The organism is Streptomyces sp. NPDC043746 (assembly GCF_056436485.1).
Genome location: NZ_JBWKCM010000019.1, coordinates 108,328 through 123,792, shown reverse-complemented (window position 1 = coordinate 123,792; position 15,465 = coordinate 108,328). Strand labels below are relative to the sequence as shown.

Sequence of the window (15,465 nt, the reverse complement as noted above, 5' to 3'; positions counted from 1 at the left end):
AGGGCGGCGACGTGACTCAGCTCGTCCTGCGGCGGTTGCGGCCGAGGAGCAGGACGCCCACCGCGAACAGGGCGGCGCCCGACGCCCAGGTCAGGGCGTTCGTCAGCGGGGAGTCGGCGGGCCGGGAGGCGGCGGAGACCAGGACGGGGGCGTGTTCGTCGCCGCCGTGGCCGTGGTGGCTGACGGTCGAGTGGGCCGTGCCCGCGTCGATCGTGGTCTCGGTCGGGGCCTTGGCCTTGGCCTTGGCGGCGCTGGTGGCCGCGGTGCCGAAGACGACGTCCGAACAGCCGTAGAACGCCTCGGGGCTGTCGTGGCGCTGCCAGACCTGGTAGACGATGTGGCGGCCCGTGCGGTCGGGGAGGGCGCCGGTGAAGCGGTAGTAGCCGTTGTCGCTGGTACGGGGCGTGGCGTAGGTGCCCACCGGGGTCGGGTCCAGGTCCGACCACTTCAGCGGCTGCGTCGGGTCGAAGCCCTCCTTGGTGATGTACATCGTCATCGTGCCCAGGTGGGGTGCGGTGACGCGTACGTCGAAGTCGTAGGAGCCCGCGGCCACGGTGGTGGCGGGCCAGTCGGTGCGGGCCCAGTCCAGGGCGCGGTACTTCTCGCGGTTGGCGGAGCAGAGCTTCCCGTCGGGGATGATCTCCTGATGCCGGCCGTCCGCGTTGGCGATGTTCACCTCGTTCCAGTCGTAGAGCGGCTGGGTCCCCGAGTCGGCCACCAGGTCCTTGCAGACCTGGGACTTCGGTGCCTCCGGGCCCTCGGCGAAGCAGGCGCTCACCCGGCTGACCGGGCCGAAGACGGAGCCGTGCGCGCTCGCGGGGGAGGGCGCCAGGGAGATGAGGGTCGCGGCGGACACGACGGAGGCCAGGGCGATGCGGCGCCGGGCAGAGGACATGGGTGCTCGCTCTCGTACGGGTGCGGCTGTGGGGGCTTTTGCGGAAACTTTCGGCAACACCATTCCGAACGCGGCGAGTTGGGATGGTGACCCGAGTCAGCAGCAGGATGGCATTGGTCCATACCAATCCACAAGAGAAGGGAGTCACCGAAGAGCTAGAAGCAGTGCGGCACCGCTGCCCGCTCCCGTGTCCGTACGGCCGGGAGCCAGGCCGCAGGGGGCTCGGAGTGGGCCGGGAGACCGGCCACGGGAGGTTCGGAGCGGGCCGGGAGGCGGACGCGGAACCAGCGGGTGGAGCGGTGGTCCTCCTCGTCGATGATGGGTTCACCGTGCGGGATCTGGCAGTCCGTGGTGAGGATGTCGTCGTGCCAGACCCGCGTCGGCACGACGTTCTCTGCCGTGTAGGGGAGCGTGGGGTCGATCGCCAGGCCCAGGCTGCAGCCGGGGCGGCGGTCGAGCTGTTCGCGGCAGGCCCGTTCCGCGTTGTAGACCCGGATCGTGGTGGGGTCCGTGGGTGAAGGGGTCCGCAGGGTGTCCGAGGCCAGGGTGGCGCCCGCGATGCCGCACAGGGCGGTGGCCAGGAACGCGGCGCGGGCCCGGTCGGCCAGGCGGGGCGGACCCTGGGCGGCGGCGGCCTGGTGGGCCGTGATGCGGGCGAGCAGGGACGCGGCGGTGTGCGGGGCCCGGGCCTCGTGGGTGGGGGCCAGGCAGTCGGCGGCCAGGGCGCGCCAGAACGGCGGGACGGTGTGGTCCATGCGCAACGGCGCCCGCCCCTGCCCGTACTCCTGGACCGCCGCGCCCCGGGCCATGGGGGTGGCCCCGGGGAACGGTGAACCGCCCGACGCGTACAGCTCGTGGATCACGATGCCCAGCGCCCAGATGTCCGCCGTCGGCCGCACCCGTACGCCGAGTTCGCCCAGCGGCGCCCGCCAGCGCTCGGGCGGGAAGTAGTCCAGGGTGCCCAGCGGCGGAACGTACCCGTGCGTTCCGGTCAGCTCGGTGGCGAGGCCGAAGTCCGAGAGCTTCACGGAGCCGTCCGCGCCCAGCAGGACGTTCTCCGGCTTGAGGTCGGCGTGGACCCAGCCCGACCCGTGCAGATGGGCCAGCCCCTCGCAGATGCCCGTGACCAGCCGGCCCCGGTCGGCCTCGGGGACCCCCGCCTCGATCAGCTCCCGCAGGCTTCCGGCGGCCCGCTCCATCACCAGCACCATCGCGCCCTCCAGCGAGGGGCGGTCGGGTGGAGAGGTGAGGACGAAGGAGTCCAGGAGCCCGATCAGCCTGGGATGACCCGCCCTTCGTCCGAGCTCCACCTCACGGTGGGCGGACTCCGCGATCCGGTGGGCCTGGCGCGGGGCGAGACCGGCCGTCGGCATGATCTTGAGCGCCACGTCCGTGGGGCCGGGGGCTTCGTGCGGAGGGGCATCCGCCCGGCGTGCCGCGTACACCGTGGACCAGCCGCCGGAGCCGATCAGACGCGTGATCGCCCAGCCACCGACCCGGTAGCCGGGCGGGAGCCGGTCGGCCCGGTCGTCGAGCGGCGGGCTCACCGCGCGGCCTGCCGCTCCCGCCCGCCGGCCCCCGCCAGGGGCGGCAGCAGCGCGAGATGCTCCTCCCGTACGAGCCCGAACCGCAGCGCCAGACCCACGACCTCCTCCCGCTTGCCGTTGCGGCGGTCGCCCTTGCCCGGGTCGTGCGGGTCCGGGACGCCGATGCGCAGCTTCTCCTCCGCGAGGTAGTCGATGTGCGAGCTGACCGCGCGGGCCGTCAGCTCGGCACCGGCGGGGTGCCCCCTCAGCCGTTCGACGATCTGCGGCGTGGTCGGCACGGCCACCCGCGACTGGTCGCGCAGGCGCGGCTCGCAGAGGGCGACCAGGACCAGGAAGTACGTGGCCGTGTCGTTCAGCGAGTAGGCGGTCACCGTGCTCGTCCCCCGGGGCCCGCCCATCGCGTCCGGGTCCAGATAGAGGTGATCGGGCGCGAACACCTGGAAGGAGACCGCCACTTCCCCCCGTGTCGGCAGCACCACGCGCGCGAACTCGAACGGGATCGGCGCCCCCACCCGGCGCGGCGGCACCCTCAGGTACTCGCCCGCCCCCTCGGGGTTCTCCACCAGATAGCTGTGGGTGGTGCTGTGGTTCGACAGCTGCCAGTGGTCGTCGGTCACCCGGATCTCCCCGGCGACCCGGGAGATCGCCGGGTCGTCGAGGCGCAGTTCGACGGGGACCGTCGTGGAACCCCGTCCGAAGCGGGCGACCTCGCCCGGCCCCAGCCGTAACGTCACCGCGTCACCGTGCGGTTCACCGCCGCCGACCCCACCGTTTCCGCCCGGCAGATGGACGACTACGCCGCTCACCGTTTCCCCCCGTCCCCGTGTCACTTGTCGGACGAGCGGAACGATACTCAGATGGGAGGGGAGTTCACCGGTGCGCTTCGGCCAGCTTGCCGGAAACCGCCCTCCGGCGTCACAGATGCCCCGTTCTGGACCAGGGGCAGTGGGGAACGTCACCGAGGTGGGAGGGGGACGCGCCCTCTGAGGCCACTCGGCGGGATTCGTACGGCCCCGTTCGCTCTCCGTGGCCTGCGGTTTCGTGGGCCTGGGACCGGTGGCCGACGGGTTCCTTCTTCCTGCGATCCGTCGCGTGCGGCCTCCTTCGGCCGGTGGTCGACGGGCGCCGGTCGTCAGAGTGCGGGGGTGCCCGAGACGACGGGCGCCACCGTACGGTCCCCGAAAGCCGTCCAGGGGTGCCACCCACCGCTCGGCCGGGTCTGGACACGCCTGCGGATCCGGCCCGCCACCGTGACCGCGAAGACGTGCAGCCGACCGGTGGCGTCGAGCGCCACCGCGGGGGTGGCGGCCAGCCGGATGCCGGGCTCCCCGAACTCTCCGCCGGGGTGCACGTCCCCGCCGGGCGAGGTCTGCCAGCGGTGGCTCAGGCGGGCACCGGCGGGGCTGAGGGAGAACGCCTCCATGCGGCCGTCCGCGTTCACGGCGAGCGCCGGGGCCGCCGCGCTCCAGCCGAACAGGGGCTGCCACTCGCCCCAGCCGCCGCTCGCCACGGCCTGCCGCCGGGCGAAGGTCCCCAGGCCCGACGGCCCGATCGCGGTGACCGTGAGCCGACCGCTGCCGTCCCGGACCACCCGGGGCGCTGCCCCCGCCGCCGTACCGAACGGGTGCCACGCCGACCAGGCGCCGCCCGGCGCCTCCTGCCAGCGGTGGGCGATGCCCGCGCCGCCGGGCGCCAGGGCGAACACCTCCAGGCGGCCGTCCGCGTTCGCCCCGACCACCGGGGGCGCGCCCACCGCCCCGCCGAACCCGGGCTCCCACGGGTCCCAGACGAGGGCACCGGCCGACCGCTGCCGACGCCGCGCGACCGAGCCACCGCCGGGGCTCGCGGCGAACACCTCCAACCGGCCATGGGCGTCGCGGGCGACGGCGGGCGCCGCGTCGGCCGGGCCGCCGAACTCCTCCCAGCCGTACCAGCCGCCGTCCGGCCGCTGCACCCGGTGGTGCAGGTTGACGCCGCCCGGCGCCGACGAGAACACCTCCAGCCTGCCGTCGGCGGTGCGCCCGAGCGTGGGGACCGCACCGGCCGGTCCACCGAAGCGCTCCCACGGCGACCAGCCGTCCGTGTGCGGGTCGAGCTGGACGCGCCGCAGCATCGAGCGGTCGGTGGCGTCGAGCGCGAACACCGTCAGCCGGCCGGTCACGTCGAGAGCGGCCACCGGGTTGTCCGGGCTCTGCCACGGCGGAGGAGTGGCCTGCCAGGACACGGGTGCCACATACAGCCCGTTGCGGAACCAGCCCGCCGCACTCGCGTACCAGTCCTCGCCGTCCCGGACCACCTCCACCGCGTGACCGGCGACATGCCCGGTCCAGCCGGAGCGTTCGAAGCGGAACGGGTCGCGGGAGGCCAGGACGTCCGTGCCCTCGTAGCCGTTGCGCGGGCCGATGAACAGGTAGTACCAGCCGTCCCGTTCGACGACGTACGGCGACTCGGTGACCGAGACCGTCGTCTCCGTGCTCGCGTCGGTGAACGCGATCCCCGGTTCGCTCCAGTGCAGCAGATCGGTGGAACGCCGGTATGCCACGAGGTGGTGACCGCCGTCGGCCCGGCCGCTTCCGCTGACCGCCTCGGAAAGCTCCGTGTAGTACATGACCCACTCGTCGCCCACCCGCAGCACCATCGGGTCGCGTGCGGCCCGGCCCCGGAAGAGCGGGCCGGAGGGTTCACGGGTCCAGGCGAAGAGGTCGATCGACGTGGCCAGGTTGATCGCCGCGCCGCCCGGGGCTCCTGAGCCGCCCGCGCCACCCCGGCCTCCCGCCGCGTAGAACATCCAGAAGCGGCCGTGCGCCTCGATGACGTGCGGCGCCCAGAGGTGCTCCTCGCCGAAGTACGACGGGTCGACGGCCAGCGCGTCGGCGTGGCTGGTCCACGGACCGTGCGGGCTCGGTGCGGAGGCGTGGGCGAAGGAGACCTCGGCCGCGCTGTCCGGGGACTCGCCGCGCGGCGCGCTGTTCCCGACGATGCTGTACAGGTGCCAGCGGCCGTGCGCCCTGACGAGCGTGTGGTCGTTGAGATAGCGCGGCCCGTCGCCGGTGGTGGAGGGGTCGTGGACGTGGCGGAAGGGGCCCGCGCCGACCCGGTGGGGCGGCGGCGTGTCGCCGAAGGCCGCGGTGGCCGCGGCCGGGCCGGCGCCCAGGAGGGGAAGGGAGCCGACACCGGCCGCGGCGCGCAGCAGGCTCCGTCTGCTGATCGGGGGCATGGGTTCCTCCGCGGAGTCAGGGGTCACCCGACGGCCGGGCCGGAGGAGTTGTTGAGCCAGAGCCACTCGGACCAGGTGGCGAACCCGGTCTGCCACTTGTGGTACGTACCGGCGTGGCTGGTGCCGAAGACCTCGATACGGCCGTCGGCGTTGGTCGCGGCCGTGACGGCGGTGCCGCCGGTGCCGAAGGCGGCCCATTCGCTGTAGGGGGCGTTCACGGCGGTCTGCCAGCTGTGCATGGCGGTGGTGCCGTTCATGGCGAAGACCTCTACGCGCCCGTCCGGGGTGCGCTCGCTGGTGAGCTGTGCGTTCGCGGGTCCGCCCGTCGGCTCCCATTCGGACCAACTCGTGCGACCGGTCTGGTACTTGTGGAAGACGCCGACCTGTCCGGAGGCGAAGACCTCCAGCCGCCCGTCCGCGTTGTGATCGATCGTCAGGTCGTGGCCGCCCTCGCCGAACCCGGTCCACGGGGACCAGCCGCCGTTGGGGGCGGTCTGGTAACGGTGCTGGAAGACCTGGCCGTTGAGCGCGAAGACCTCCAGGCGGCCGTCCGGTGCCTTCCCCATCTCGACCCGGCTGTCGACGGGGCCGCCACCGGTGGGCTCCCAGCCCGACCATCCTCCGTTGGGGGTGAGTTGGTAGCGGTGGAAGAGGCCGACCGGGCCGGAGGCGTACACCTCGATACGGCCGTCGGCGTTCACTCCGGCCGCGGTGTCCCGGCCGCCGCCGCCGAAGTCCTGCCAGCCCGACCAGCCGCCGGACGGGGTCACCTGCCAGCGGTGCTCGAAGGTGGTGCCGTTGAGGGCGAACAGCTCCAGTCGGCCGTCGGCGTTCGGCGCGATGGCGAGTTCGGCGTTGCGGGGTCCGCCGAGAGCCTCCCACTGCGACCAGTCGCCGTTGGCCCTGCGCTGCCAGGCGTGGTGGATGCCGTCGGCCCCGGCGGCGAACAGCTCCAGCCGCCCGTCCGCCGACCGCGCCGACACCACCCGGCCCGACTCCGCCGGATACACCAGCGGCTTGGGGCGCGTACCGCTCCCCGGGGTGCAGGGCAGCACGATGCCGCGCTCCGCGAGGTGGACCTCGGGGTCGATGCCCCGTGACGCGGAGCGGTCGGACCAGATCCGCAGATGGAGGTGGGGGCCGGTGGACTGCCCCTCGGAACCCATCAGGGCGATCTGCTGGCCTGCCACCACCCGGTCGCCGACGAAGACGTCCCGTCGGCTCATATGGCCGTACTCGGAGATCCGACCGTCGGGGTGCAGGACCCGGATCCACTGCCCGTAACCGGTGTTGTCGTAACCGGAGATGGTCACCTGGCCGTCGCCCACGGCGTAGATCGGCGTGCCGACCCTGTTGGCGATGTCGACGCCGTTGTGGCCGCTGTGGAAGTGCTGGGAGACGAAACCGGCTGCCGGACAGGCGGCGGTGGCCGCGGTCGTGGAAGCGGCGGCGGTGGCCGGGGACAGGGGCGTCAGCGTCGGTGCCAGCAGGGCGGCCGCCGCTGCGAGCGCCCAGGTCAGCGCGCGTCGGGAAAACCGTGGAAGCACGAGTCCTCCTCCCCGGGGCGGTCCCGGGGTGAGTGGGATGGATGGTCGGGGCCGTGCGGACGAACGGGGCGGTGAGTGAACGGGTGAGCGGGTTCGGAAGCTAGCAGCAGCGCCGGCCCGGGGGACCCCGGAAGGTTGCGGACTGACAGGTGGCGGCAGATCCGCTAACGGCTGTTCCGTCATCCCTGGTGAACAGCCCTTGGGCGCCCTTGTCGGATTTCAGCGGGATTTCATCGGTCCTCCCTAGCGTGGCCGCGTTCGGACGACGGCCCGCAGGGCAGGGGCCCGACAGGGGAGGGGAAGATCGGCGATGGCACGGAGGAGATTACGAGGGGGAGCAGGGGCGAGAGGGCCGGTGGCGCTCCTGGCCGCGGTGGCCGTGCTGAGCACGTCCGTGCTCACCGGCTCGGCGGCGGCCACGGGGGCGTCCGCGGCCGGACAGGGGCCGGAGCGGCCGACGATCCGCTACACCGAGTACGGCATCCCGCACATCATCGCCTCCGACTGGGAGGGGCTGGGAACGGGCTACGGCTACGCCTCGGCACGGGACAACATGTGCACCCTGGCCGACACCTATCTGATGGTCAACGCCCAGCGCTCCCGCTACCTGGGGCCCGACGGCCGGGCGAGCCCCGGCCAGGACCAGAACACCACCTCCAACCTCAACAGCGACCTGTACTTCCAGCGGATCAAGGACGACCGGGTGGTGGAGCGGCTGCTCGACCAGCCTGCCCCCGACGGCCCGGAGCCGGAGGTCCGGGAGGCCATCCGCGGCTATGTCCAGGGATACAACCGGTACTTGGCCGAGACGGGTGCGGACGGTCTCACCGATCCGGCCTGCCGGGGTGCGGACTGGGTGCGGCCGATCACCGAGCTGGACGTCTACCGGCACGCGCACGCCGAGATCATCATGGGCAGCGCCGACCCGCTGCTGGAGGGCCAGGTGAACGCGGCGCCGCTGGGTGCCGCGGCTGCTTCGGCCTCCCGGGAGCGTCAGCCCTCGCCCGAGGAGACGGCGGCCAGGATCCGTGACGCGATGGCGGTGAGCCGCGAACGGGCCATGGGCAGCAACGCGTTGGCCGTCGGATCGCAGGGCGTCGCCGGTGGCACCAGCATGCTGCTGGCCAACCCGCACTTCCCGTGGCAGGGCAAGAACCGCATGTGGCAGAGCCAGTTGACGATCCCCGGGAAGATCAACGTGTCGGGGGCGAGCCTGCTGGGCTTCCCCGCCGTGAACATCGGCTACAACGAGAACGTGGCCTGGAGCCATACGGTCGCCACCGTGGCCCCCTTCGGACTCTTCGACGTCCAGGTGGACCCACTCAACCCCACCAAGTACCTGGTGGACGGAGCGTGGGAGCAGATGACCTCGCAGCGGGTGGAGGTCGACGTGCGGAAGCCGGACGGCTCCCTCGCCAAGGTCGGCCGGACGCTGTGGGCCACGCGGTACGGGCCCGTCACCACCTCGATCCACGGCAGGGACCTGCCCTGGGTGGTCAGCGCGCACGCCGTACGCGATGTGAACATGCACAACCTGCGGGCGCTCAACACCTGGTTCCGGCTCGACCAGGCCGAGGACGTCCATGAGGTGGTGGACATCCTGGAGAGCACCCAGGGCGTCCCCTTCTTCAACACCGTGGCCTCCGACCGTACGGGCAAGGCGCTGTACGCGGACATCCAGGCCGTACCGAACATCACCGACGAGCACGCGCGCTCCTGCCTCACCCTCACCGGGCAACTGCTGTTCAACCAGACGCTACGGCTGCCGAACGTGCCACCGGTCTCCATCCTCGACGGCAAGCGCAGCGCCTGCGACTGGCCCGACGATCCGGACGCGGTCGCCCCGGGGCTGCTCTCCCCGAAGGTGCAACCGCGCCTGATCCGGGGCGACTTCGTGGGCAACGCCAACGACAGCCCCTGGCTGCCCCACCCCGGGCACCAGCTCTCCTTCCCCCGGGTGATGGGGGACACCGCCGCGCCCCGGTCACTGCGTACGCAGGAACTCCTCCTGACCGCGCGGAAGCGGATCGACGGCACCGACGGCCTCCCCGGCAAGGGCTTCACCCCGCAGACCATGGGGCAGCTGCTCTTCGCCGACCACAGCAGGGCGGCCGACCTGGCGCTCGACGCCACGGTGACGATGTGCCGCAACGTCCCCCTGGGGCTCGTCCTGGTGGACGGCAACCTGGTCAACGTGAGCGAGGCCTGCCCTGTCCTGGCCGGCTGGAAGAGCCACGCCTACACGACGGACAGCCGGGGCTCCTGGCTCTTCGCCCACTACTGGGCCTATCTGCTGGGCGGGCAGGGGATCGAGAAGCTCCCGTGGCGGGTCCCTTTCGACCCCAAGAACCCGGTGCACACGCCCAATTCGCTGGACACCGGCAGCTCCGCCCTCCGCGACGCGCTCGCCCGGGCCGTGCACGCACTGCGCACGGCGGGCGTCGCGCTGAACGCCCCGCTGTCGGACGTCCAGAAGGTCACCCGCGGCGGTGAGCAGATCCCGATCCACGGCTCGCTCGGCCAACTGGGCGTACTGAACGTGATCACCCCCGGCCAGGTGGACGGGAAGTTCGACATCGTCTTCGGGTCCAGCTTCATCCAACAGGTGCGGTTCACCGCCGACGGCCCGCCGCAGGCGCTCTCCGTCATGGCCTACTCCCAGTCGGCCAACCCGAACTCACCGCACTACGCCGACCAGACGAAGTTGTTCTCGGCCGGTGGCTGGGTGACCGACCGCTTCACGGAGGAGCAGATCGCCGCTTCACCGGCACTGCGGATCAAGGTTCTGGACTGACCTGACCAATGACACACCCTACGGACGACCTCACTTGGGGGAAGACAGTGACGAGAACAGCACACTGGTGGCGGCTCGCGGTGGCCTGGATGGTCGCGGCGGTGGCCGTGGCCGTCGTCGCCCCGGCGGCTCCGGTACGGGCCGCCGACGCGGCCTCGGCGCCGCCGCCCTTCACGTACGGCTTCGGACTGACCGAGGCCCGCGCGGCGGTCGGCAGCGCGACCAACTTCCATCTCACCGTGACCACACCGGAGGTCGCGGGCGAACAGCACATCAAGATCATCCTTCCGAGCGGCTACCACGACGACCCGGACCGGCGCTATCCGGTGCTGTACTTCCTGCACGGCTCGCCCGACGACCCGGTCGGGCAGAACTACCCGGCGCTGACGATGTCCGACGAGATGATCACCGTCATCCCGGACGGCGGCGCGCGCGGCTGGTACACCAACTGGCTCAACCAGAAGACCGCTGCCGGTGCGCAGAACTGGGAGAACTTCCACCTCAAGCAGGTGATCCCGTTCATCGACGCGAACCTGCGGACCATCGCCGCCAAGAAGGCCCGGGCCGTCGCGGGCGTCTCCATGGGCGGGTTCGGTGCCTTCCACTACGCCCAGATCCGCCCTGACCTGTTCAGCCACACCGCCTCCCTGTCGGGCGACATCGACTTCTCGGTCCGGCACATGGGCCTGCGGATGGCCGTCGTCGCCTCCCTCATCGACGGCCAGGGCGCGATCTGCGCCCTGGCGTCCGGGAGCTGCGACCCGAACGACTCCCCGTACAAGCCCGCCGTGGACAGCGACGCCGCGTTCGGCTCGCCCTACCCGGTGTTCAACGCCGACTGGCGGTGGAACCAGGTCGACCCGTCCCAGAACATGGCCAAGCTGGCCGCGGCCGGCGTCGGGGTCTCCATCTACACCGGCGACGGGGGCGGTGCGGTCGGCAGCCTGGAGTTCTGGGTGGCGGGCGCGGCCAAGAACGTCAAGGAGGCCATGGACGCCCTGGGCATGTCCTACTACTACGTCAACTACGGCGACGGCGCCGGGTGGGGCACGCGGTGCGACGGCCACCACAACGGCGGTTGCTGGGAGGAGACCCTCCGCGACCTGATCCCCCGGCTGGAGCGGGAGTTCTCCACTGCTCGATCCGCGGTGTGAACCCCTGACCTGACGCAGGAACGCGCGCCCGGGACCTTCTCCGGGCGCGCGCTGCCCATGTCCGCACCGACCAGGTCAGTCGATGGCCGGTCCGGAATCGTTCAGCCAGGCCCACTGCGACCACGTGGCGAATCCGGTCTGCCAGCGGTGATAGACACCCGCGTGACTCGTACCGAAGACCTCGATCCGGCCGTCGGCGTTGTTGGCCGTACCGATCGAGGTGCCTCCGCCGCCGAAGGTCTCCCACTGCGAGAACGCCGAGTTCGGCCGTGTCTGCCAACTCTGGCTTGCAGTAGTCGTGTTGATGGCGAACACCTCGACCCGCCCGTCCACCGAACGCGACGTCGCCAGCTCGGCGTCGGGGATGCCGCCCGTACCGGTCCACGCCGACCACGCGGTCGGACCGGTCTGCCAGCGGTGGAACACCCCCTCGCCGCTGGAGGCGAACACCTCCAGCCGGCCGTCCTGGTTGTGGCTTACGGCAACGGCGCGCCCACCGGTGCCGAAGGTCTCCCAGGCCGACCAGCCCCCGTTGACCCGGGTCTGGTAGAGGTGCTCGAACGTCGAGTCGGAGAGGGCGAAGACCTCCAGGCGCCCGTCCGGCGCGTTCTCCATGGCCAGCCGCGCGTTGGGCGGGCCGCCGCGGGTGCCCTCCCAGGCGGACCAGCCGCCGCTGGGAGCGGTCTGCCAGCGGTGGAACACCCCCTGGGTGTTGGAGGCGAACACCTCGATCCGACCGTCGGCGTTGTGGCCCGCCGCCAGTCGGTGCCCGCCGGTCCCGAAGTTCTTCCAGGCGGACCAGCCGGCACTGGGCCCGGTCTGCCACATGTGGTCGAACGTGCTGTCCGAGAGCGCGAACAGCTCCAGCCGCCCGTCCGCGTTGGACGCCACCGCCAGCTGCGCGTTGCGCGGGCCGCCCACGAAACGCCAGGTCGACCAGGCGCCGTTCACCGCGGTCTGCCACGCGTGGTGGACCCCGTCGGCCCCGGCGGCGAACGCCTCCAGACGTCCGTCGGCCGACCGGCCGGACACCACCCGGCCCGAGGCGTACGGGTGCTTGGGGCCACCGCTCGTACCCGACCAGAGGGCGTTGGCGATCAGTGTCGCGTCGGCCGCCTCGATCCCGTACAGATGACGCAGGTCCTCCCGGGGCTGCTGCACCCGCCAGCACACCTCGCCGATCGGCGCGCTGTTCCACGAACCGTTGGGGTAGCGCCGCTCCATGTCGTTGAGGAAGGCGTTGGTGGCGTAGGCCGGGTTCAGCCGCTGCTCCCGGCTGCCCCACCAGTCCTGCTGCTGGAACAGCCCGATGCTGGTGTGGTCGACGGCCTGCGAGTAGTTGTTCATGCTGGATTCCACGATGATCGTGGCGATGGCGATCGCGGCGGCCCGCTGGTTGAGCCCGCGCTCCTTCACCGCCTGGGTGACCATGCGCGCGCAGGACATCCGGTAGGCGTTCAGGTGGCGGGCCATCTTGTTGCCGAGCTGCGGGTTGAGCTGGGCGGCCATGGTGCCGTCGGTGGCCGAAGGGCCGGCCGGATCGCACGGCGCGGTCGGAATGGCCAGGCCTTCGGGGCCGCTGAAGTACCGGGAGACACCGGACCGGTCGTCGCCCCGCGGCGGACCGGACGAGGTTCCTGGCCCGGGCGCGGGCCGGGCGACCGCGACCGAGGAGGCCATCGCGATCACCGCCGCCCAGACACCGGCCAGCAGGGCCAGCCGGGTGAGTACGCGGTGCAAGCCGCTTCGTGCCATGAGGGTGCCTTTCCTTCATGAGCTCCTGTCGTGGGCGGCCGACAGTAGAAGACGGTGGTGAAATGACGATGGAATCGGGCCCTGTCCGATTCCGTGTCCGTTTCAGCGCTCGTTTCATCGGGATGTCATCGGCCGCTGCCAGGGTCGGGAGGCGTAGTAGGCAGACCAGATGGGGAGGAACGCATGCGGATCAAGAGGATGGCGGCCGCCGTGGCCGGACTTCTGCTCACGGCAGGGCTCTCGGTGACCCAGACGTCCACGGCCCAGGCGGCGCAGGCCGCGGCCCCGTGCACCGGCACGTACACCATCGTCGTCGGCGGTACAGGAAGCTCCTGGGACAACGACGGCTTCACCGGCAACATCCAGCAGCACGTCGGCTACCCCACCACGATCCCCAACGGCGCGAGCGCCCGCGCGGGCGTCAACGAGCTGAACCGGCTGGTACGCAACCAGCGTGCCGCCTGTCCCAACCAGCACGTCAAGATCGGCGGCTACTCCCTGGGCGCCGCGGTCGTGCACATCTGGGTCACCGAGAACTGGCGGACCTTCAACAGGGTCAACGCCATCCTCATCTCGGACCCCAAGCGCCAGGGCGGCCCCGGGGCCAACGGCGGATCCGTCCCGTTCGGCGGCATCGTCGGGGCCCCGCTCGCCGGCGCCGACAAGTTCTTCGGCAACGTACCCGTCAAGACCATCTGCCACTGGGACTACGTCTGCGACGAGTCAGCCGGCATCTGGACGTACCCGCACAACCACATCCACAACTACCCGCACGACTTCAACATGGACCACCACAACAACACCGCCAACGAGCAGTGGTACAACGGCGCCTGGCACCCGGCGTCCTGGTGACCCGGTGAGGTGATCCGGGGGCCTACTCGCCCCGGAGGATCATCTGGTGCGCCCGCCGCAGCAGGCGGCTCGGGGGGACCCCCAGGTCGTCCGCGAGACGGCGGCGGGCGCGCTCGAACACCGTGAGCGCGTCGGCCTGGCGCCCGCCCCGGTACAGCGCCCGCATCAGCGTCGCGGCCAGCGGCTCGTTGTGGGGGTGCGCCGCCGAGAGGGCGGACAACTCGTCGATGGCCTCCGCGTCCTGACCGAGGCGCAGTTGCCACTCCACCTTCCGCTGCACGATGGCGACCCTGCGTTCGCCGAGCCGTAGCCGCTCCAGCTCGGCGAGCGGCCCCGGCAGCCCGGCCAGCGGTTCGCCCCGGAACAGCTCCAACGCCTGTGAGCACAGGTGGAGCGCCTGGAGCGGATCGCCGGCCCGGTCGGCCCGCCCGATCCCGGCGACCAGCTCCTCCATACGCTCCACGTCGAGGTCGACCGCGCCCGGGGCCAGCTGGTAGCCCCGGGGGCCGCGCTCGATGACCGCGTCCGGACCGCGCCCGTCCCCGTCGTCGCCGTCGTGCAGGGCCTTGCGTAACCGGTAGATGTAGACGGGCACCACATTGGTGGCCGGTGGCTCCAACCCCCAGACATCGTCGAGTAGTTCATGCCGACTGAGACATCGCCGCCCCGCACCCAGCGCGAGCGCCGCCAGAACGGCCTGCTGACGCAGATGCCCCAGCTCCAGGCACCGGCCGCCCCGCCACGCCTGCAACGGCCCGAGCAGCGAGATCCGCACCCGCGGCCGCGCCACGGCCCGTACGGAGACCGCCTGCACCGAGCCCGCCCGCGCGGCCGGTCGCGCCGCCCGGGCTCGGGGGCCGCGCCCGGGGACGACCAGCCCGCAGTCGAAGGCGTGGACGACCGCGGCGGCCCGGTCCCGCAGCCCCAGCTTCGCCAGGACCCGCGCGACATGCCCGGCCACGGCCTCCTCGGGGAGGGCCAGGCCGGAGGCGATCTCGTCGTCCCGCAGCCCGCAGCCGACCGCGGAGAGCACCTGGCGCTCCTGGTGGGTGAGGGCGACAGGGGCAGTGGGACGGTCGGGGGTGTGGCCGTCGGGGGCGGGGGCGAGGGTGGTGACCGCGGGACGGTCCACGGGGACGGTGGCGGGGCGGTCGGTGGTGACGGTCGTCGGCATCTCTGCTCCCCGGACTCCGGACGGGTCGGTCTTGCGGGTGCCGTCGAAAAGTAGTCGGGGGAGCGCGGGGCCGGGCATCCGGAACGATCCGGAGTGACAGACGCGAGCGCCCGTCACCTTCGGGCACGCGTCAGCCGCGTGCCGGGGCAGAAGGCGTACGAGGAACTGCGCGAGGCGCTCGCCCCGGGCCCGGACATCCCCTTCCGCCGGACGCACCCGGACCAGGGTGCTCACCGGGACGAGGCTGCGTCGGCGGAGGATGAGCTGCTGGTTCGTCACCGGCCGGAGGCGGCGGGTGCGCCCCGGCAGCGGAAGCCGGAGCAGTGGGCCGCTTCGCCCTTCCGCCGGACACGCCGCAGGGCCGGTGCCGAGGTCGGGCGAATCAGGTTGATTCGTCCACCTCCGTCCCCCCTTCCGGAACCCGCGTTGCGCGTTCCCGACCCCAGGGTTCCCTTCATTGAGGGCCGCCGACCGACCAGGCTCGTCACGTACGGCGCCGAGACGGGCACAGCCGGGACGCACCCGGTCGA

At 72.2% G+C, this 15,465-nt stretch carries 10 protein-coding genes; 3 read left to right on the top strand and 7 right to left on the bottom strand.

What is annotated here, in order from left to right; all coding sequences use genetic code 11:
- Positions 1-16 precede the first annotated feature (16 nt).
- The 5 genes from AC0682_RS20965 to AC0682_RS20945 form a co-directional block, all read right to left on the bottom strand.
- Entirely contained in the window at positions 17-895 is an 879-nt protein-coding gene (locus tag AC0682_RS20965; protein WP_478534541.1) for a lytic polysaccharide monooxygenase auxiliary activity family 9 protein, read from the bottom strand.
- Positions 896-1,050: 155 nt separating this feature from the next.
- On the bottom strand, positions 1,051-2,442 hold the full coding sequence (locus tag AC0682_RS20960) for a serine/threonine-protein kinase (protein ID WP_478534540.1): 1,392 nt from the start codon (positions 2,440-2,442) through the stop codon (positions 1,051-1,053).
- Positions 2,439-3,248, bottom strand: coding sequence for an FHA domain-containing protein (locus AC0682_RS20955; RefSeq protein ID WP_478534539.1), 810 nt, complete (start codon positions 3,246-3,248; stop codon positions 2,439-2,441). Before AC0682_RS20955 ends, AC0682_RS20960 begins: the two co-directional genes overlap by 4 nt.
- Before the next feature lie 326 nt (positions 3,249-3,574).
- Positions 3,575-5,659 carry a DUF8189 domain-containing protein gene (locus AC0682_RS20950; RefSeq protein WP_478534537.1) on the bottom strand — a complete coding sequence of 695 codons (2,085 nt, stop codon included), beginning with the start codon at positions 5,657-5,659 and terminating at the stop codon, positions 3,575-3,577.
- A 23-nt stretch (positions 5,660-5,682) separates the two neighbouring features.
- Positions 5,683-7,206, bottom strand: a complete 1,524-nt coding sequence (locus AC0682_RS20945) for a DUF8189 domain-containing protein (RefSeq protein ID WP_478534535.1) — start codon at positions 7,204-7,206, stop codon at positions 5,683-5,685.
- A gap of 355 nt (positions 7,207-7,561) precedes the next feature.
- Here AC0682_RS20945 and AC0682_RS20940 point away from each other — a divergent pair, with 355 nt between their 5' ends.
- Positions 7,562-10,000 (top strand): penicillin acylase family protein, encoded by a 2,439-nt coding sequence (locus AC0682_RS20940; protein ID WP_478534533.1) that lies wholly within the window; start codon positions 7,562-7,564, stop codon positions 9,998-10,000.
- A gap of 89 nt (positions 10,001-10,089) precedes the next feature.
- Positions 10,090-11,154: an alpha/beta hydrolase gene (locus AC0682_RS20935; RefSeq protein WP_478534580.1), complete on the top strand. Its 1,065-nt coding sequence runs from the start codon at positions 10,090-10,092 to the stop codon at positions 11,152-11,154.
- 75 nt (positions 11,155-11,229) lie between these two features.
- Here AC0682_RS20935 and AC0682_RS20930 read toward each other — a convergent pair whose 3' ends face one another.
- On the bottom strand, positions 11,230-12,909 hold the full coding sequence (locus tag AC0682_RS20930) for a PLL family lectin (protein WP_478534531.1): 1,680 nt from the start codon (positions 12,907-12,909) through the stop codon (positions 11,230-11,232).
- A 183-nt stretch (positions 12,910-13,092) separates the two neighbouring features.
- On the opposite strand from AC0682_RS20930, the gene AC0682_RS20925 reads away from it, so the two are divergent.
- Positions 13,093-13,761: a cutinase family protein gene (locus AC0682_RS20925; protein WP_478534529.1), complete on the top strand. Its 669-nt coding sequence runs from the start codon at positions 13,093-13,095 to the stop codon at positions 13,759-13,761.
- Positions 13,762-13,783: 22 nt separating this feature from the next.
- On the opposite strand, the gene AC0682_RS20920 is transcribed toward AC0682_RS20925, so the two are convergent.
- On the bottom strand, positions 13,784-14,935 hold the full coding sequence (locus AC0682_RS20920; protein ID WP_478534578.1) for a BTAD domain-containing putative transcriptional regulator: 1,152 nt from the start codon (positions 14,933-14,935) through the stop codon (positions 13,784-13,786).
- Between the last annotated feature and the right edge of the window lie 530 nt (positions 14,936-15,465).